18 protein-coding genes and 1 pseudogene are annotated in these 19,174 nt (G+C 71.7%); 11 read left to right on the top strand and 8 right to left on the bottom strand.

Going from position 1 to position 19,174, the window contains the following annotated elements:
- A pseudogene (locus tag BLQ49_RS24490) lies at nt 1-249 on the top strand (porin family protein); the annotation flags it as partial.
- Nucleotides 250-453: 204 nt separating this feature from the next.
- Here the strand turns inward: BLQ49_RS24490 and BLQ49_RS29870 are convergent.
- From BLQ49_RS29870 to BLQ49_RS24460, 7 genes are all read right to left on the bottom strand, one after another.
- A complete protein-coding gene (locus BLQ49_RS29870) occupies nt 454-597 on the bottom strand; it encodes a hypothetical protein (RefSeq protein WP_167627776.1) in 144 nt (47 codons plus the stop codon).
- Nucleotides 598-1,010: 413 nt separating this feature from the next.
- Nucleotides 1,011-1,679, bottom strand: a complete 669-nt coding sequence (locus tag BLQ49_RS24485; protein WP_091720993.1) for a class I SAM-dependent methyltransferase — start codon at nt 1,677-1,679, stop codon at nt 1,011-1,013.
- 67 nt (nt 1,680-1,746) lie between these two features.
- Entirely contained in the window at nt 1,747-2,805 is a 1,059-nt protein-coding gene (locus BLQ49_RS24480) for a glycosyltransferase (RefSeq protein ID WP_091720990.1), read from the bottom strand.
- Nucleotides 2,802-3,758, bottom strand: a complete 957-nt coding sequence (locus tag BLQ49_RS24475; protein WP_091720988.1) for a glycosyltransferase family 2 protein — start codon at nt 3,756-3,758, stop codon at nt 2,802-2,804. Before BLQ49_RS24475 ends, BLQ49_RS24480 begins: the two co-directional genes overlap by 4 nt.
- Before the next feature lie 38 nt (nt 3,759-3,796).
- Nucleotides 3,797-4,942, bottom strand: coding sequence for a glycosyltransferase (locus BLQ49_RS24470; protein WP_091720985.1), 1,146 nt, complete (start codon nt 4,940-4,942; stop codon nt 3,797-3,799).
- A 22-nt stretch (nt 4,943-4,964) separates the two neighbouring features.
- Entirely contained in the window at nt 4,965-5,849 is an 885-nt protein-coding gene (locus BLQ49_RS24465; RefSeq protein WP_091720982.1) for a glycosyltransferase family 2 protein, read from the bottom strand.
- A complete protein-coding gene (locus BLQ49_RS24460; protein WP_091720980.1) occupies nt 5,839-7,890 on the bottom strand; it encodes an HAD-IIB family hydrolase in 2,052 nt (683 codons plus the stop codon). The genes BLQ49_RS24465 and BLQ49_RS24460 overlap by 11 nt, the downstream gene beginning before the upstream one ends.
- A 93-nt stretch (nt 7,891-7,983) precedes the next feature.
- Between BLQ49_RS24460 and BLQ49_RS24455 the strand changes: the two genes are divergently transcribed.
- The gene (locus BLQ49_RS24455; RefSeq protein WP_091720977.1) at nt 7,984-9,024 is read left to right on the top strand and encodes a glycosyltransferase family 4 protein; all 1,041 of its coding nucleotides are present in this window, start codon (nt 7,984-7,986) and stop codon (nt 9,022-9,024) included.
- Complete coding sequence (locus tag BLQ49_RS24450) at nt 9,024-10,208, top strand: glycosyltransferase family 4 protein (RefSeq protein ID WP_091720975.1); 1,185 nt, start codon at nt 9,024-9,026, stop codon at nt 10,206-10,208. The genes BLQ49_RS24455 and BLQ49_RS24450 overlap by 1 nt, the downstream gene beginning before the upstream one ends.
- 34 nt (nt 10,209-10,242) lie before the next feature.
- Here BLQ49_RS24450 and BLQ49_RS24445 read toward each other — a convergent pair whose 3' ends face one another.
- Complete coding sequence (locus BLQ49_RS24445) at nt 10,243-11,226, bottom strand: glycosyltransferase family protein (protein ID WP_091720973.1); 984 nt, start codon at nt 11,224-11,226, stop codon at nt 10,243-10,245.
- Nucleotides 11,227-11,267: 41 nt separating this feature from the next.
- On the opposite strand from BLQ49_RS24445, the gene BLQ49_RS24440 reads away from it, so the two are divergent.
- From BLQ49_RS24440 to BLQ49_RS24405, 8 genes are all read left to right on the top strand, one after another.
- Entirely contained in the window at nt 11,268-11,963 is a 696-nt protein-coding gene (locus BLQ49_RS24440; protein ID WP_244507748.1) for a glycosyltransferase family 29 protein, read from the top strand.
- Nucleotides 11,964-11,967: 4 nt separating this feature from the next.
- Entirely contained in the window at nt 11,968-12,612 is a 645-nt protein-coding gene (locus tag BLQ49_RS24435; RefSeq protein ID WP_091720969.1) for a hypothetical protein, read from the top strand.
- Between the two features lie 314 nt (nt 12,613-12,926).
- Nucleotides 12,927-14,177, top strand: coding sequence for an urea ABC transporter substrate-binding protein (locus BLQ49_RS24430; protein WP_091720966.1), 1,251 nt, complete (start codon nt 12,927-12,929; stop codon nt 14,175-14,177).
- Between the two features lie 5 nt (nt 14,178-14,182).
- Entirely contained in the window at nt 14,183-15,049 is an 867-nt protein-coding gene (locus BLQ49_RS24425) for a branched-chain amino acid ABC transporter permease (protein WP_091720963.1), read from the top strand.
- Nucleotides 15,046-16,107: an ABC transporter permease subunit gene (locus BLQ49_RS24420; protein WP_091720960.1), complete on the top strand. Its 1,062-nt coding sequence runs from the start codon at nt 15,046-15,048 to the stop codon at nt 16,105-16,107. The genes BLQ49_RS24425 and BLQ49_RS24420 overlap by 4 nt, the downstream gene beginning before the upstream one ends.
- The gene (locus BLQ49_RS24415) at nt 16,104-16,841 is read left to right on the top strand and encodes an ATP-binding cassette domain-containing protein (RefSeq protein WP_091720958.1); all 738 of its coding nucleotides are present in this window, start codon (nt 16,104-16,106) and stop codon (nt 16,839-16,841) included. Before BLQ49_RS24420 ends, BLQ49_RS24415 begins: the two co-directional genes overlap by 4 nt.
- Before the next feature lies 1 nt (nt 16,842).
- Entirely contained in the window at nt 16,843-17,565 is a 723-nt protein-coding gene (locus BLQ49_RS24410; RefSeq protein ID WP_167627777.1) for an ABC transporter ATP-binding protein, read from the top strand.
- Nucleotides 17,566-17,614: 49 nt separating this feature from the next.
- The gene (locus BLQ49_RS24405; RefSeq protein ID WP_091720952.1) at nt 17,615-19,171 is read left to right on the top strand and encodes an amidase; all 1,557 of its coding nucleotides are present in this window, start codon (nt 17,615-17,617) and stop codon (nt 19,169-19,171) included.
- Nucleotides 19,172-19,174 lie beyond the last annotated feature (3 nt).

Below are 19,174 nucleotides of genomic sequence, written 5' to 3'. Positions count from 1 at the left end.
TACGCGGTCGGCGGCGGCATCGAGTACGCGCTGCCCACCGACTCGTTCCTGAACTTCTTCCGCTCCTCGGCCGTGACGCTCAAGGTCGAAGGCCTGTACGTCAACCTCGACCGCAACAACCGCAACCAGGGCGCCCTGGTGGTCAACGCCGCCAACAACTTCCCGGTCGTCTACAGCGGCGTCGGTCGCCGCGCCGACGAGTTCGCCGTCGTCCGCGCCGGCCTGAACTACAAGTTCGGCTCGTACTGAGATCCGGTCGCGCTGCTCCCGGTAGCGATGCCGGGAGATGCGCGGCGGGCGAGGGGTAGTTGGTCCTCCTCGTCGCCCGCCGCCGCCGAAGAGCAGCCGATCGGCTGACCTTCGCATCCCCAGCCCGATCAAACTGGCCGCGAGGTCGGCGACACCCTGGGAGCCCCCGCTCCCAGGGTGTTTCTCGTTTCGGAGGTCGACCGATCAGGCGATGGCCCAGAACAACGGCAGTGCACCCGCCAGGAACAGGGCTGAGGATAGGAGCACCGCGAGGCGCTCGCGATGGTGGAGGACGAAAGCGTGAGAGGTGGCGAGCATGGCAAGGCCGGATCGAGGGGAACGACCCATGGTCGCTCCCGAACCTTGACCGATCAGGGGCACGCGGCGCCGTCCACAGGACACCGCCGACATGTGTCGCCGCTGAGCCACAGGGACTGTATGCCCGGGCGCCCGTCGCGGACGATGCGTCCAACGTCGTAGCGCTTGCTGGTGGCTGCCGCACCGCCTCGGCAGCCCGAACCAGCGGCGCAGTGACCCTCCGGGTATCTGTGCCGTCGATGGTTGACCGCGCTGCCTTCCGTTCGATGGCCTAACGGTGACAGTTGCCGTGAGGCCGTCATCCCTTGGGAAACGGACCGGCAGATATCCACCCCGGACGGTCATTCGTTCCGTCATGCGGGGATGCAGGAAAACCATCGTTCCCCCACGCATCCCCCGCAGCAGGGTGGTCACCCGTACAACAACACCGCAGGGTCAGGCCCCTAATCTGGCTTGGTGAACTTGCACTTGCCCCGCAGCGACCACGGTCCCTGCACGCCGATCTCCGCGCAGAACGCATCGACCGCCCGGGTCACACCCGGGAAGCGGCCGCCCAGGCGGTCGTAATCGTCGGCGATCAGGAGGCCTCCGGGGCGCAGGACCGGCCACCACGCGCGCAGATCCGCCGCGACGGACGCCTCCTCGTGCCCGGCATCGAGATGGATGACATCGGCGGTCACGCCCCGCAGGCGCAGGAGTTCCGCGGCGTTCACCGAATCGAGGGGAAGCGGCACGATGCGGTCCGTCATGCCTTCGCGCACCACATTGGCCAGGAAGGTCCGGTAGAGGCTCGGATAGCCGTGCTCGGTGGCGAGTTCCGCGAAGAGCCCCGCATCGGCCCAATGATCGACCGCCCCGAGCCACGTATCGACCGCGATCACGCTGCCGGCGACGTCGTGCTCGGCCATGGTGCGCGCAAGAAACAGGGCGCTCGCCCCCTTCCAGGTGCCGATCTCGATGACCACGCGGGGCCGGAGCTCGATCACCGCCTCCTCGAGGTAGGGGTGAATGCTGCGCCAGCCCTGAAGGTCGGCGGCGCGCAGGTCCGCCGGGGGATTCGCGAAGGGGTCGCGGCCGTGCCACAGGGCGGCGATCAGGTCCTGTCGGGTCATGTCTCGGCTCTGGTTTTGAAGGTTTGGAAAAGGCGCGGGACGCGCGAACGGCTATGGGGGCGGCGGGTCACCCCCGGGCGCGGGCCTGCGCGTAGAGCGCCTCGCAGCGGTCGAGCCAGCGTGCGTGGGTGAACAGGCGCAGGACCCGCCCATGCGGGACCGGCCGCGGGATCGCGAGCGCCGCGCTGATGGCGCGGGCGAGGTCCGTCACGTCGCCGGGCGCCGCGAGGGCTCCGGCCTCGCCGACCACCTCCGGGACGGCGCCCCGGGCGAACCCGGCAACCGGCAGGCCGCAGGCCATCGCCTCGACGGCCGCCAGCCCGAACGGCTCGTCCCAGCACGGGGTGGTGAGGAACACGGAGGCGCGGCCGACCTCCGCGGCCAGAGCGGCACCGCCGAGCCGGCCGCCGTAGCGGATCGCTCCGCCGAGTTCGGGGGCGACCTGCGCCGCCCAGTAATCCGGCTCCTCGATTGGGCCGAACAGGGTCAGCGGCAGCCCGGCCCGACGCGCCGCCGCGATCGCGAGATGCGCCCCCTTGTCGGGCGTGATCCGCGCGGACCAGACGGCGCTGCCGTCACCCTGCGGCTGGTAGGGCCAGGCGGCGGGATCGATGCCGTTGTGGAGCACCGAGGCCTCCGGCGGTGCCCCGTCCGGCCACCACGCGTCGAGATGGGCCCGGGATGGCGCGGTGATCCGGTGTCCCGGGGCGGGGCTCGCCTGCACGAACCAGCGCAGGGCGTCGTAGGGCGGCACGTGCAGCGAGGTGACGGTGGGGATCGCGGCCGTGCGCCGTTGCTCCAGGGGCAGGCGGCTCAGGCTGTTGTTGTGGAGCACGTCGAAGCCCCCGGCGGCGATCCGGTCGCAGGCGGCGGCGTAGCCATCGTCGAGATGCGTTTTCAGGCCCGTATCGCCCCGGTGCTCCAGGCCGGCATGGCTCCGCTCGTGATGGACCGGGATCACAGGATCCAGGGCGAAGCGCGCATCGCTGTCGCCCGAGGCGAACAGCGTGACCGCGTGGCCCCGGGCCATGAGGCCGTTCGCGAGGGTCCAGGTGTAGGCTTCGAGGCCGCCCGCGAAGGGCGGGGCGATCGGGTGGCGCAGATGGGCGAGGAGCGCGATCCTCACGCCGTCACCGGCGCCGCCACGTCGACGTGGGTCTCGCCGGCGCGGGTCTCGTCGGCCTGCCGGGCCTCGATGGCGCGGATCACCGAGGCCGAGTTGGTGTAGGGCTGGTGGCTCTGCTGGCCGGTCAGCGCGAGATCGGCCGCATCGGGCCGGCGCAGGATGCGGATCGGCCGGTCGGGGGTGTCGTCGATCAGGCCCATCACCTTGAAGGCGTAGAGCCAGTGACCCATCGTGCGGTAGCCCCACTTGGCCTCGAACAATTCGGCGTTGCGCACCACGCTGTCGAGGTGATGGACCGGCGGCATGTGGTGCGGGTGGTACTGGTGATAGGCGCGCGCGCCCTTCATCCAGGCGATCGGGATCCCGCTCTGGTCGAGGATCTTGCCGAAGTCGGTGTCCTCGCCGCCGTAGCCGGTGTAGCGCTCGTCGAAGCCGCCGGTCGCCAGGAAGGTGGCCCGCCGGATCGCGAAGTTGAGCGACCAGAAGCAGCGGTAATCGGTGCAGATCTCGATGCCGGAGGCCGGGGGCCCGCGGCGGTCGGAATGCCGCTCCGCCACGGCCTCCAAGCCGTCATAGTCCCAGGCGCCCGCGGTGGCGTGCTCGGGCAGGTGCAGCACCTCGCCCATCAGAAGCCCGTCGAGTTCGCGCAAGCCCCGGGCGTAATCGGCGACGAGGTCGGGGGCCGGGATGCAGTCGACGTCGAGGAAAACCACGGCGTCGCTGTCCAACGCCGCCACGCCGCGGTTGCGGGCTGCCGCCAGGGGCAATTCGCGGTCCTGCACGAGGATCTGGTGCACCGGGAAGCCGACCTCGGGCAGGTCGTAGGGCGTGTCCTGCATCACCGCGACGATGAAGGCGGCGGGGGCTTGCGTCTGGCGTTCCAGGCCGCGGAGCACGTTGCGCAGATGCGCCGGCCGGCCCTTCGCGAGGGTCACGACGGAGACGGTGGACATGCGGCGATCGGGCTCCGGTTGAGGCGAGGGGAGGGTGGTCACTCGGCGGCGATGCCCGGGAGCGGGGCGGGCTCGGCCCTGGCCGGTCCGCAATCCCAAAGGGCGTCGGTCAGCCCTTCGAGCCAGCCGGCGGCCCGGGCGGCGGCATCGGGGGCGTAGAGGCTGCGTAGAGCGGTGCCGTCGAGGGCGCGGGCGCGGGCGAGGAGGTCGCGCCAGCCCTGGAGATCGCCCGGCCAGGCCGGCGCCTGCACGGCGGCGCCGAGGCGGACCAGGGCCTCGGCCTTGCGGGTCTGCTCGGCGAAGTAGCGCCATTCCGGCATCACGATCAGGCGCCCGCCGACCCGAGCGACCTCGTGGACCGTGTTGTCGCCCGCTGAGGCGATCACGATGTCGGCGGCGGCGAGGTAGTCGGTGACCGACGAGACCCAGCCGAGCTCGCGCAGATTCGAAAAGTCGGTCTCGTGGCCCTCGCGATGGGTTGGCCCCAGCGTCAGCCACAGGGCGTCGGGTTCGGCGCGGGCCGCGACCGTGAGCGGCGCGTAGGGCGTGCCGCTGCCGCCGCCGCCGGTCACCGCCACGACGATCTCTCGCGTGGGGTCGAGGCCGAGCCTGGCGCGGGCCTCCGCGCGCTCCAGCACCCGGTCGACGCTGGTGCACAGGCCGCCGCTGTAGAAGGTCTTGGCGCGTAAGGCCGCCGGGTAATCGTCCTGCTCCAGGCGTTCGTCGAAGGGGGCGAGCATCCCGACGCAGGCCTCGTAGGCGCCGACATGGCCGATATCCGAGCGGTCGCCATGCATGCGGATCTGCACGGCCGGCACGCTGGCGATCCGGGCGAGCAGGGCGATCTCGGCCGAGACGTCGACCACGAACAGCCCGACATTGCGGCTGTCCAAGTGGTCGAGGATGGTCCGCATGGTCCGGCGCATCTCGGTCAGGCCCAGGGGGACGCAGTGCATCACCTGCGGCGTCGGCTCGGCGTAGAGGCGTGGGGTCGGCACCGCGGCGCCGATCATGTTGGGCAGCGCCACGAGCTCGATGTCGCGGCTGAACCCGTCGAACAGGTGCGGATCGGCGGTGAGCACCGAGACGGGCCGGTCGCGGGCGAATTCGGCGGCCACCGCCATCGTGCGGTTGGCGTGCCCTCGGCCCTGGTGATGGACGAAGAACGCGATCGGCTTCTTCATGGCGCTGGGTTCGGGCTCGATCTCAGGAGAACAGGGCGTCGGGTCGCAGGGCGGCGGCGATCTCGGGCCCGGTCGGCGGGCGGATCAGGCGGATCGCGGGGGCGTCGGCGTGCCAGTCGATCAGGCCGGCCGCGCGGAACTGGTCGAGCCAGTAGGTCATGCACCAGCGCCCGTGCCGCGCCCGGAAGCGCGCCGCATTGGCGAGGATCGCCGCGAAATGCTGCAGGGGCGGCACGTGGACCGGATGGTGCTGGTGGTAGGCACGGGCGCCCGCGACCCAGAAGGTCGACAGGCCGGAGGCGGCGAGCCGGGCGGCGAGGTCGGTCTCCTCGCCGCCGTAGCCCACGAAGGCCTCGTCCATGCCGCCGACGGCACGCCAGGACGCGGCCGGCAGCGCGAAGGACAGGCCCCAGAGCTGGCCCGCATCGGGCTCCGGCCGCAGGCCGGTTTCCGGCAGGGCGGGCCGGGCCGGATGGATCCGTCCGAGGCGGTCGAGCAGGGCCGGATCGGGATCGCCCGTAGCCGCCCCCGGCGGGAGGTAGAGGACCTCGCCGAGGAACAGGCCCCGGGTCGTCGCGGCGGCCTGCGCGTAAGCCGCCACCAGCCTCGGCGCCGGGATGCAGTCCACGTCGAGGAAGACGAGGAGATCCGCGCTGGCCGCCTCCGCGGCCCGGTTGCGCGCGGCGGCGAGCGGCATCGGCTCGCCCGGGACATGGAGATGGCGGACGGGGCAGCCGGGATCCGGCAGGTCCGGCGCACGCTCCGGCTGCATCCAGGCGATGATCAGTTCGCGCGGAGGCAGGGTCTGGCGGGCGAGCCCGCGCATCAGGTTGCGCAGGCGGTCGGCCCGGCCGCGGACCAGGGTCAGGACGCTCGGCGCCCTTTCATCCTGGAAATCACCCGACATGGGCGAGCATCCGGCGGAAATGCGAGACCCCCTCGATGATGCCCCGGGCATGGGTCCGGCGGGCCACGTAGGAGTGCTTCAGCGCGGCATGGCTCGCGAGGTCGTCGGAATAGTTCGCCACGATGATCGCCTGGACGCGGGCGCCCAGCATCTCGATGTCGTTGCCGGAATCGCCGGCCACGAACACCGCGTGCTCCGGCAGGTCGTAGAGGGCCCGGACGTGATCGACGGCGGTGCCCTTCGAGGCCGCCTCCGGCAGGACATCGAGGTAGCGGCCGTGGCTGTGGATGACCCGGGCGGCGAGTCCGGCCTGGGCGAGGCGCGCGCGGACGCGCCGCGCGGCTGCCGGATCGCCGAAATAGCTGAGCTTCAAGGCGCGCTGCTCCAACGGGCCCTGCGGGGCCAGCCCGTCGAGCCCGGCCAGAGCCGCCTGTACGGCCGGCCGATCCCAACCGGTCTCGATCGCCCGGCGCCACGGTGCATCCGCCGTGTAGGTCACGCCGTTGGCGTCGAGATGGTAGATCTCGGAGCCCACCGAGGTGATCATCACCTGGGGCCGGGGAGAGTCCTGCTGCTCTAGCACCGCCATGGCGCTGTGGAAGGACCGGCCGGTGGCGACGCCGAAGGCCAGCCCCGCCTGCCGGCTGCGCCACCGGCGGAAGATGCCCATCGCCGCGTCGCAGCCGACCAGCGTGTTGTCGATGTCGCAGACGAGCAATTGCCGGGGCGCCGGGGCTGGCGGTTCCGCGGCCAGCAGCGCCCGCAGCAGGACATGGTAGCGCGCGGCGTGCCGGTCCCAGTCGTAGGCCGCCGCCGCCCGGGCGCCGCCGGCCACGCAACGGGCGTAGAGGGCCGGATCGCCGAGGATGCGCAGGCAGGCCTCGGCGATCGCCCCGGGGGCTCGGGGATCGACCAGGAGCCCGTTGCCGCAGGTCTCCACGATGTCGTTCGGGCCGCCGCTATCGGTGGCGACCAGCGGCAGTCCGGCGGCCGAGGCCTCCAGCAGCGTCAGGCCGAAGGGCTCGTTGAGGGCCGGGTTGACGAACAGGCCGCCGCGCGCCCGGGCATGGGCGTAGATCGCCGGCACGTCCTCCGGACGGTGGGTCTTCGGGTAGGCGACGCGGCCGTAAAGGTCGTAGCGGTCGATCAGGACGAGGAGGTCGCGCATCGTCGCGGCCATGTCGCCGTCGAGGGTGTCGATGTCGTCGCGGGTGCCGGCGACGATCACGAGATTGGCGCGGGCCTGGAGCGCGCGGTTCTCGCCGTAGGCCCGCACCAGGGCCGCGAGGTTCTTGCGCGCCACCGGCCGGGCGAGCGCCAGGATCGCCGGCTTGGCCGGATCGTCGAGGAACCGGTCGATCGCCGCATCGATCCGGGGATGGGGCTGGGCTGCGGCGAAGCGCGCGAGGTCGCTGCCCGGAGGCAGGATGCGGACGCGCCCGGGATCGTAGGCCGTGTAGCCGGCGTATTGCACCTCCGCCTCGTCCCGCGAGGACGCGATGACGAGCTGGGCCCGCGCCAGGGCCTCCTCCTCGGCCGCGATCCGGTGGGCGAGGTCGGGCCGAACGACGGACGCACCCAGCATCCGCGCCTTCACGCGTCCGAGCGAATGCCCCGTGAACACGAAGGGGATGCCGAGGCGATCCTCCACCAGGGCCGCCACCGTCGCCGCATCCGCGTAATGCGCGTGGATGAGATCCGGCGCCCGGTCCTGCGCGGCGATCCAGGTGATCAGATTCTCGGCGAAGGATGCGACCTCGGCGTGCATCGCTTCCTTGGCGCGGTAGTCCGGGGACGCGCTCGCGAGCCGCACGAGCGTGACCTTGTCGGCGACCGGCTCTTCGGGCACGGCGTAGGCGGCGCCGAGGGGGCTGCGGAACAGGCGGGTCGCCATCACGATCCGCGTGAGATCGTGGTCCTGCGCGGAGGCCGCGACCAGATCGAGCAGGTAGCGGATATGGCCACCGGTATCGGCGGTGAGCCCGTAGACGACGCCGTCGCCGCGCAGGCAGCCCTGCAGGGCGATGTGCAGGACGAACATCAGGCGCGGGCTGCGGCTCTCGGGCGCCCCTGCTTTCTTAACTTATGTAATGCGTTGGCCGCGCTTCGGCTTAACATATGTAAAGAGGTTGCCGTGCTTCGCGTCGCCCAGATTGCGCCGAACATTTTTCCCGTCCCCCCGGATCATCATGGTGGCACCGAGCGGGTTGTGCACGATCTCAGCACGGCGCTGCGAAGCTTGGGCGTTGAACTAACATTGTTTGGTTCTTCGGACAGTGCGACAGACTTGCCGCGCGTCGGCGATTACCCGAGTCTCGCCGCTCTGGAGCGGCAATACGGGCGCGTCGCACCCGGGGTCCCGGCCGCCCTGGACGCCCTGCAGCTGGAGGCCCTGCGGGAGCGGCTCGACGCGTTCGACATCATCCATTGCCACGGCGAATTCGCCCATGCGGCGCTGCTCGGCGAGCGTCGACGGCACAGCCTGACCACCATCCACTGGCGGGTGGACGAGCTCGACCGGGCTTTGTTCTTCCAGGGTTTTCCGGACCTGCCGGTGGCGGCGATCTCGGCCGCGCAGGCGGCGGGCATCCCGGAGTCCAACCGGGCCGGCATCGTGCATCACGGCATCGACCGGACCCGCTACGCCTTGCGCGTCACGCCGGACGACCATGTCGCGTTCGTAGGCCGCATGACCGACCAGAAGCGGCCCGACGTGGCGATCCGCGTCGCCCGCGCCGCCGGCCTGCCGATCCGGCTCGGCGGCACGATCGATGTCGGCAACCCGGATTATTTCGATGCCCGGGTGCGTCCGCTCCTCGGCCCCGATGCGACCTATCTGGGACCGGTCGACGATGCCCGGAAGGACGAGCTCCTGGGGGGGGCCCGGGCGCTCCTGTTCCCGATCGACTGGCCCGAACCCTTCGGCCTCGTGATGATCGAGGCGATGGCCTGCGGTACGCCGGTGGTCGCCTGGGACCGCGGCTCGGTCCCCGAGATCGTCGAGGACGGGGTGACAGGCTTCATCGTCTCCACCGAAGCCGAGGCGGTCGCGGCGCTGGCCCGGATCGGGCAGCTCGACCGCGCCGGGATCCGCCGCCGGTTCGAGGCGCGCTTCACCGCCGAACGCATGGCCCGGGACTACCTCGCCCTCTATCACCGCCTGCTCGCCGCCTGATGCGCACCGCCCTCCTGGCCTGGGACTACCCGCCATCGCCGAGCGGGCTCTCCACCGCGGCCCGAGAGATCGCCGAGAGCCTCGCGGAGGCGGGCGCGGCGGTGACGGTGTTCACCCTCGACCGGTCCGGACACGAGCGGATCGGCGGCGTCGCGGTGGCGGGCCTCGCCCTGGCGCCCGGAAGCGCCCTGGCGTGCCTGCGCCTCTGGGGCTCCGCCGGACACCTCGCCGCCCCGCTCGCCTTCCGACGTGCCGTGCTCGACGCGCATCGCCGGACGCCCTTCGCCGTGGTCGAAGCGACCAATTGGTACGCGCCGGCCGCTCTGCTCGCCGGCCGCCGGGATCTGCCGCTGGTGACCCGCAGCTCCACGCCGGCCGCCTTCACCCGCGACCCGGCCGGCAGCCTGCGCAACCGCCTCGACGGCTGGACGGCCGACCGCCTGGAGCGCCGACAGGCCCGGGCGAGCGCCGGGCTCATCGCCAACACCGCGGCGCACGCGGCGGTGATCGCCCGTTCCTACGGGCTGACCGGACGGCAGCCCGAAGCGGTGATCGGTCTCAGCCTGCCCCCCGAGGTCGCCGAGGCGGCAAGCGGCGCCCCCTATCCGGAGGCGGCGGAACCGATCCGCCTGCTCTTCGTCGGCCGGGCGGAGGCGCGGAAGGGGTTCGATGCGCTCCTCGGCGCGGTCGCGATCCTCGGCGCCGAGCGGGCCGGGGGCACGCTGCCCGCCTTCCGGCTCGACCTCGTCGGGGTGCCACCGGACGATCTCCCGGCCGATCTGCCCGATGTGGCGCGGCGGCACATCCAGGCCCGGGGCCGGATCGACGGCGGGGCGCTGTCGGCGGCCTATGCCGAGGCTCATGCGGTGCTGGCGCCCTCGCGCTACGAGAGCTTTGGCCTCGTCTACCAGGAGGCGCTCGCCTATGGCCGGCCGGTCGTGGCCTGCGCCGAGGATGCGAGTGCCCGCGCCTTCGTCGGCGTGCCCGGCGCCGGCCCCCTGGCCGCGGCCGCGACCGGACCGGCCCTCGCCGACGCCCTGCGACCGCTCCTCACCGATCCGGACCTGCGCCGCGCCTATCGCGCCCGCGCCCTGGCGGCGGCCGGGCGCTTCAGCCGGGCGAGCCTCGGGCGCGAGTCCCTGGCGCTCTACGAGCGGGCGATCGCGGCGGCACGGGGCGGCTGAGCGCGGCCACCCGGATCCGGGCGGCTCCGGCCCGTCAGTCGGCGTAGGGGCGCAGCAGCGCGGCCTCTTCCTCCAGACGTCCGCGCCCAGGATCGAGCGCCTCGTAGCGCCGCGACCGGGCCCGGACATGGGCCGCGCTCAGGCGATGCGCGATGCAGCCGTGCAGGGCGATGAGGCTCTTGGGCCAGCCACCGTCGAGAACCGGGCGCTCATGGACGCGCCCGGCGTAGACCAGATGGGTGCGGTTCAACCGGTACTGGACATCCGGGAAGACGTCCGAGAGGATTCCGTCGACCCGGTTCGCCCGGGCGAGGCCGATCGAGACGACATCCTCCGCCTCGGCCAGGGCCGCCAGGGCGGGCAGCAAGCGCCCGGTCTCCGGGTCGAGCGCCTCGTCGGCGTCGAGCTGGAGCATCCAGCGGTGGCGGGCGAGGTCCTGGAGGGCATTGCGCTGCGCGGCGAAATCCCCGTCCAGGGGCCGGGCGGCCACGCGCACCGCCCCCGCGGCGAAGCCCGCGACCGGGACCGGCTCCGCCGCCCGCGCCGGCCCGTCGATCAGGATCGCGACATCGTCCGTCCAGCCGGCCTGCGCCGGCAGCGATGCCAGGACCGCATCCCGGTCCGCCGGGCGGCAGAGGAGGCCGAGGGAGACCGGGCTTTCGTCGGCGGCCTCAAGGGGGAACAGGTCGGCCTCGGCCGCCCGGGTGCCGTGGGGGTGCCGGAGTTCCGCGCGGCCGGCCGCGTCGCGGGGGCGGGCGCCGAGCCGCCACCGGGTCGCGGCGCTGCGCAGGGTGTAGAGGTCGAGGCCGTAGGGCGCCGCCCGGTCGGGCGCGAAGACGGGGCCGGCGAGGCTTCGGGCCAGATGCGCGCGGCAGGCCTCCGCATCCCCATTCTCCGCGAGCAGGACCCCGCAGGCCTGGCAGGTCAGGGGGAAGGCGCGGCGCGCCCCACCCGGATAGGATAGGGTCCGGTCGCTCGGCCCAATCATGGCGGCCGCACAGACGAAACACCGGCGCATGATCCCGTCTCCCGCGCCCGCGATCCGGCGGAGAGGCCTGGATGCGTCGGGCCCGCGCCTTACCTTCGCGGTTCCCAGAACCCCTGCCGCACGTGATCCCGAACGTCGACCCCCTCTCCGCCGAATGCGCCGGCCTGCCCGCCGACGGGTCCCTCGCCATCGTCGGCAACGCGCCCGGGACGGGGGCGTGCGGCGCCGCGATCGATGCGGCGGACAGCATCGTCCGCTTCAACAACGCGCCCGGCTTCGGGGGCGGCACCGGCCACCGCGTCACGCATCTCGCCCTGGTCAATCGGGGCGGCCAGACGCGGGAATGGCTGGCGGACCGGGACTTCCTGAGGCGCCCGGTGGTCCGCGCCGCACAGGCCTTCATCCTGCCCTTCCCGATGCTGCCGGCGGAGCACAATGTCCCCGAGCCGATCTGCTGGACCCGCGAGATGCTGGCGCTGCTGCGGCCGCTGGGCCGGCCGGTCCATCTCCTGCCCGAGGCGCTCCACCAACAGGCCCACACCCTGCTCGGCCCCCGCGCGGCGGGACGCCCGAACCCGAGCACCGGCTTCCTCGTGACGCTCGCGCTGCTGCTCGGTCGCCCCGCGGGGGCCCGGCCGGCACAGGCCTACGGCTTCGGGTTCGCCGGCTGGCCCGGGCACCCCTGGGCAGCCGAGCGCGCGTGGTTCGCCGAGGCCGAGGCGGCCGGTCGCCTGCATGTGCATCCGCCATCCCCGACCGACCGGTGACCGCATGACCACCCTGATCACCGTCCTGAAGGGCGGCGGGCGCTACGACGCGACCTGGGTCGCCCGCCTCGCGGGCGGCCTCCGCCGCCACGCCCCGGCCTTCGAGCGGATCCTCTGCCTGACGGACCTGCCGGTGGCGGTTCCGGGCGTGGAGACGATCCCGCTCCGGCACGCCTGGCCCGCCTGGTGGGCGAAGATGGAGGCGTTCCGGCCCGGTCTCAGCACGGGTCCGACACTCCTGTGCGACCTCGATACGGTGCTGACCGGCCCGGCCGACGCCCTGGCCGAGCCCGGCCTCGCCGCGATGGAGGACTATTTCCATACGGGGCGCCTTTCCAGCGCGCTGCTGCGCTGGTCCGGGGACGAGCTCAGCGCGCTCTACACGACCTTCGCGACCGACCCCGACCGCTGGATGCGTCCGGGGTCCTGCGGTCCCGTGCCGAATGCGGTGCACGGTGATCAGGTCGTCATCGATCACTTGCTGCGCCGGAGCGGCCGGCAACCGGATTTCATCCAGCGCCTCCATCCCGGCCTGCTCGATTTCTACGATCCCCGGCGCGACGCCCATGGCCCGGTCGTGATCTTCATCGGCGCGGCGAAGCCCGACACGGCGACCGGAGCCGTCCATGCTGCGTGGACGCGCGATTGAGGACGGCCCGACGGCGGCCCGCGTGATCTCAGCCTGCCGTCCCCTTCGCAACCGAAGTTGGCAGACGCCTCTAGATCGGCCTCGGGGCCGCGCGACGGAGCGGCATCACTCCAGGCACCTCATGGCGGACGAGCGTTCTGTGGCTTTCTCCTTCCGCCTACCGGCGCAGGACGCCGTGGCCCCGAGATAGGGCGGCGGTCGCCGCTTGTTTTCTGACCGTTGTGTGGGATTGTTTGGCATCGACCTTGCACCGCGCCTCCGCCTGCTGCCGTCGGCCCCCGGGTCCGAGGTGGCGCACGGAGAGGAGTGTGAGGATGAGCACAGGGTCGATCGACCGTCGCGGGGCGCTGAAGCTGGCTCTCTCGGCCGCAGCCGGCGCCGTAGCCATGCCGTTCGTCTCGCGCACCGGCCTCGCCGCCGAGCCGATCAAGCTCGGGAGCCTGCTGGATGGCAGCGGGGCCCTCGGTCTCGAAGGCAAGCGGATGATCGAGACGACGGAATACGCCGTCGATCTGCTCAACAAGGCCGGCGGCCTCCTCGGGCGGCCGATCCAGCTCATCGCCTACGACACCCAGTCGTCGATGCAGCTCTACACCCAGTATGCGCAGCAGCTCGCCCTCAAGGACAAGGTCGACGTCATCCAGGGCGGCATCACCTCCGCCTCGCGCGAGGCGATCCGGCCGATCTTCGGGCGGTCCAGGACCCTGTACTTCTACAACACGCAGTACGAGGGCGGCGTCTGCGACCGCAACGTGTTCTGCACCGGCTCGACCCCGGCCCAGACCGTCAACCACATCGTCGATTACGCCCTCAAGCACTGGGGCAAGAAGGCCTACATCATCGCGGCGGACTACAATTACGGCCACATCACCGCGAGCTGGATGACGAAGTTCATGAAGGACGGGGGCGGCTCGGTCCTCGGAACCGACTTCTTCCCCCTCGACGTCACCAACTTCTCCTCGGCGATCAGCCGCATCCAGCAGGCCCAGCCCGATCTCGTGCTCTCGGCCCTGGTCGGCGCCAACCATTCGGGCTTCTACCGGCAATGGGATGCCGCCGGCATGAAGTCCAAGATCCCGGTGGGATCGAGCGTGTTCGGCCTCGGTGACGAGCTCACCACGATGGATCCGTCGACCACGAACGGGATCGTCACCTGCTACGGCTGGTACAACAACCTCGACACGCCGGCGACCAAGGCCTTCGTCTCCGGGATGCAGGCGAAGTTCGGCGCGGACGTCACCGACCTCAGCGAACTCGATACCGCCACCTATGACGGCATTATGCTCTGGGCCGAGGCGGTGAAGAAGGCCGGCTCGATCGAGCGCGACAAGGTCATCGCCGCCCTGGAGGGCGGCCTCTCCATCGAATCGCCGACCGGCAAGGTCACGATGGACGGGGCGACCCATCACACGATCCGCAACACCTATCTGGCCGAGCCCGAGAACCGGACGTGGAAGATCCTCGCGACCTTCCCGGATTCCTTCCCGGCCGACACCGCCGGAGCGTGCGATCTCCTCAAGAACCCGCGGACCAACAAGCAGTTCACCCCGGACCTGAAGGGCTGAGCGCGATGGACCTCGCCGGCCTGCTCGCCTTCAACGTCCTCACCGGCATCGCCACCCTGATCCTGATCACGCTCGGGCTCGGCGTGATCTACGGGATGATGCGCATCATCAACCTCGCCCACGGCGAGTTCATGATGCTCGGCGCCTACACGGCGGTCATGGCGAGCGGGGCGGGGGTGAACATCTGGATCGCCATGCTGGTCCTGCCGCCCCTCGTGGTCGGGCTGATCGGGCTGATCCTGGAGCGCACCGTCATCCGCTTCCTCTACGGCCGGATGATGGACACGATGCTCGCCACCTGGGGCATCAGCCTCGGGCTGATCGGACTGATCACGACCCTGTACGGCAACGTGGTGCGCGGGGTCTCGACCCCGGTCGGCAGCTTCGACATCGGCCGCTACGGGGCGAGCCTCTACAGCCTCGTCATCCTCGTGACGGCTTTGTCCGCCCTGGCGGCCATGTTCCTCCTGCTGCGCTTCACCAAGTTCGGGCTGATCCTGCGGGCGACCATGCAGAACCCGCGCATGGCGGCGGCCCTCGGAGTGCAGCCCAGCCGGATCTACATGGCGACCTTCGCCCTCGGGGCCGCCCTGGCGGGCCTCGCGGGCGGGGTGCTGGCGCCGATCTCCGGCGTCTCGCCGGCCATGGGCGCGGCCTACATCGCCCGCGCCTTCATCACCGTGCTCGGCGGCGGCCCGGCCATCATCACCGGCACCGGTCTCGCCTCCACCCTGTTCGGGGCGATCAACGAACTCGTCTCGTTCAAGACCACGCCGGTCATCGGCGACGTCGCCCTCCTCACCGCCGCGATCCTGCTGATCCGCGTCCTCCCGCAAGGCATCACCGGCCGCTACCTGAGGCGCAGCCTATGAACCCCGCTCTCCCCGCCCGCCGGGCCTCCGCCCTCGGGTTCGCGGCGACGCTGGCCCTGGGCCTCGCCATCCTGTTCGGGGCGCCGCACGTCCTCGACACGTTCGGCCTCGTCCAATGCACCGGCTTCGCGGCGCTCGCGATGTTCGGCCTCTCGCAGGGCTTCGTCTGGGGCTTCGCGGGGGTGATGTCCTTCGGGCAGGCCGCGTTCCTGGGGCTCGGCGGCTACGCCTACGCGGTCTCGGTGATCAACATGGGCGACAGCAGCATCCCGGTCCTGCTCTCGATCCTCGTGCCGATGGCCTTCGCGGGGCTGCTCGGCTACTTCATGTTCTACGGCCGCATCAGCGACGCCTATATCGGCGTCATCACGCTGACCGTGTCGGTGATCCTGTTCCAACTGGTGAACGCGACCTCCGGCAGCCAGTACCGGATCGGCACGGCGGAGCTCGGCGGGTTCAACGGCATCCCGGCGATTCCGGCCCTCAACGCACCCTTCCACCCCGACGAGCCCCTCGATTTCGACGGCATCTGGTACGCCGCCATGGGCGCGCTGATCCTCGTCTACGGGTTCCTGCGGGCGGTGCTGGCGGCCCGGCTCGGCCGGGTCATCGTGGCGATCCGCGAGAACGAGGTCCGGGCGCAGCTCATCGGCTACGATCCGCGGCTCTACAAGCTCATCGCCTTCATGCTCGCGGCGGGCGTCGCGGGCCTCGCCGGGTGCCTCTACGCCAATTGGGGCGGCTTCATCAGCCCGACCGTCTTCGCCCTGCCGATGTCGGCGCAGGTGATCATCTACGTGCTGGTGGGCGGGCTCGGCACCCTGGTCGGGCCGATGCTCGGCGCCGTGCTGATCCAGGCGCTGATCATCGCCGCCGGCAGCCAGACGGTGGTCGATTCCAACCTCGGCCTCGGGCTCGTGCTGGTCGGCTTCGTCCTGCTCGTGCCGCAGGGCTTGCTGCCGGTGGCGCGGAGCGCGGCCCTGCGCCTCGTGGATCGGGTCCGTGACCCCCGGCCGGGCAAGGCGGCCGACACCCTCGCCACGGAGAGCGCGCGATGACACCCCCCGGCGCAACCCTCCGCCCGCTCATCGAGGCGCGCGGCGTCACCATGCGGTTCGGCGGCGTCACCGCCGTGGCGGATGTCGACTTCACCCTCGGCGAGGTCGAGCTGCGCTGCCTGATCGGCCCGAACGGCGCGGGCAAGAGCACCTTCTTCAAGATTCTCACCGGACAGCTCAAGCCGAGCGAGGGCAGGATCCGCCTGCGCGACACCGACATCACCGGCGCCGAGCCCCATGCGATCGCGCGGCTCGGCGTCGGGATCAAGACGCAGGTGCCCAACGTCTTCAACGGCCTGACGGTCCACGAGAACGTCTTCGTGGCCGCCGCGCGGCGGAAGTCCCTGACCCGCACCCGCGCCATCGTCGACGAGACCCTGACGCGGCTCGGCCTGACGGGAATCGCCGGGCGGCTCGTCGGCCAGCTCGCCCATGGGCAGCGGCAGTGGGTGGAGATCGCCACCGTCCTCGCCCAGGAGCCGGAACTGATCCTCCTCGACGAGCCCGCCGCCGGCATGACCCATGAGGAGGTCCACCGCACGGCGGCGTTGATCCGCGAGATCAACCGCACCCATGCCCTCATCGTCGTGGAGCACGACATGCCGTTCATCCGCATGATCGCGAAGACCGTCACGGTGTTCAACCAGGGCCGGATCCTCGTGGAAGATACGGTGGAGCGGGTGCTGGCCGATCCCCGCGTGCGGGATGTCTATCTCGGCAAGCAGGCGGCCTGAGATGGATGCCGCCACGCCGCCGCTCCTCTCCGTCGAGGACCTGCATTCCGGCTACGGCCGCATCCCGATCCTCGGCGGCGTCGCCCTCGCGGTGCGGGCGGGCGAGTTCGTGGGCATCCTCGGCCATAACGGCATGGGCAAGACCACGCTGCTGCGGACCCTCATGGGCTACCTGCCGGCCACCGCCGGACAGGTCCGGTTCGAGGGCACCGACATCACCCGGCGCAGCCCCACCGCGCGGGCCCAGCTGGGCATCGGCTACGTGCCGCAGGGGCGCGAGATCTTCCCGGCGCTGAGCGTCCACGAGAACCTGCGGATGGGCTGCCTGCTCGCGAAGCGGGGCGAGGACGAGACCATCGCCGGCATCCTCGCCACCTTCCCCCGCCTCAAGGCCTATCTCAACCGGCCCGGCGGCGCCCTGTCGGGGGGCGAGCAGCAGCTCCTGGCGCTGGCCCGCTGCCTGTGCGGCGACCCGCGCATCCTCCTCCTCGACGAGCCGACGGAGGGCATCCAGCCCTCGATCATCGAGGAGATCATCGAGACGTTGCAGCGGATCGGGCGCGAACGCGGCATCGCCCTGCTGCTCGTGGAGCAGAACCTGAACTTCATCGCCGGCCTCTCGGAGCGGATCCTGATCCTCCAGAAGGGCGTGATCACCCGCGAGGTGCCCCCCGAAATCGCCCGCGACCGCGCCCTGATCGACGAGTTCGTCGGCATGGCCTGACCGGGCCGGCCGTCCCATTCCCCGACCCTTCCGAACCCGGAGCCCCGTGATGGACGCCGCTGTGACCGATGCGCTCGACCTTTCCGATCTGCTGGTGGAGATGACCGTCGCCGACGCGCAGGCCACCTTCGCCCGGGGCGTGACCGCCGAGGCCCTGGCCCGGGCGTTCCTCGCGCGGATCGAGACCTACAACCCCCGCTACAATGCCCTGATCTTCCTCAACCCCCACGCCGTGGACGAGGCGCGGGCGATCGATGCCCGCCGGGCGGCCGGCGCGGCTATGGGTCCGCTCGCGGGCGTGCCGGTCGTCATCAAGGACACGATGGACGTCGCCGGATTGCCGAGCACCGCGGGCTGGCATTTCCTCTGCGCCAAGGCCGGCGGCACCGACCTGATCCCCGGCACCGACGCGCCGGTGGTGGCCCGGATGCGGGAAGCCGGCTGCGTCATCCTCGGCAAGACCAACGTGCCGGTGCTGAGCGCCACGGGGAGCCACGCCAGCGACAGCTGGGCCGGGCCGACCCTGAACGCCATGGCGCCCGATCACCTGCCCGGCGGATCGAGCGCGGGCACCGCCACCGCGGTGGCCGCGAGCCTCGCGGTGCTGGGCCTCGCCGAGGAGACCGGCGGCTCGATCCAGAACCCGGCCTCCGCGCAGGGCCTCGTCGGCATTAAGCCGACCTTCGCCCTGGTGCCCAATGCCGGGGTGATGCCGCTGGCCGGCAGCACCCGCGACGTGGTGGGGCCGATCGCCCACTGCGTGCGCGATGCCGCGCTGACCCTGGATGCCCTGGCGGGCTACACCGCCGCCGATCCCAAGACCGTGGCGGGCATCGGCCGCCGTCCGAAGGGCGGATACGCGTCCAAGCTGTCCGAGACCGCCCTGAAGGGCAAGCGGCTCGGCCTCTACGGGCCGGGCTGGCGCGACCGGCCACTCTCGGCGGAGACGAAAGCCCTCTACGAACGGGCGCAGGGCGAGATCGCGGCGCGGGGCGCAACCCTGGTCTCCGACCCCTTCGCGGGAAGCGGCTTCGCGGCGATCGGCCGGCCGGTGCCGGGCCTCGACCATTACGATGCCCGCGGCATCGAGAGCGTGCTGTTCGATCTCCAGGCCTATCTGCAGCGGCTCGGCCCCGACGCCGCCTTGCGGACGCTCGCCGAGTTCACCGCCGCCACCCAGGCCGAGGATCCCTTCGCCAAGGGTGGCGTGCTGGACTGGATGAACGATGTCCCGTCCTTCGCAGCCTGCCGCGCCGACCCGCTGGCGCCGCCGGACCTGTCGGACTTCCTGGCCGCCCGGGAGAGCTACCTCGACATCTTTTCGGCCGTGATGGCCGAGCATCGTCTCGACGCCCTGGTCTTCCCGCAGATGCGCGACACCCTCCCGCCCCTGCATGGACCCGAGACGATCCACGAGACGACCGTCTCCGAGATCAACATCGCGGGCCTGCCCGGCGTGGTGATGCCCGCCGGCACCTTCGCCTCGGGGGCGCCCTTCTGCCTGATCTTCGTCGGCGCCCTCTGGAGCGAGGCCGACCTGCTGGCGCTCGCCTACGATTACGAACAGGCGACCCGGTACCGGACGGCGCCGGCCCTGTCGGCCTGAGGC

The organism is Methylobacterium phyllostachyos (assembly GCF_900103445.1).
In the GTDB taxonomy this organism is placed as follows: Bacteria; Pseudomonadota; Alphaproteobacteria; order Rhizobiales; family Beijerinckiaceae; genus Methylobacterium; species Methylobacterium phyllostachyos.
Note: the sequence above shows the minus strand (reverse complement) of the source record. Positions and strands in the feature narration are given on the sequence as shown.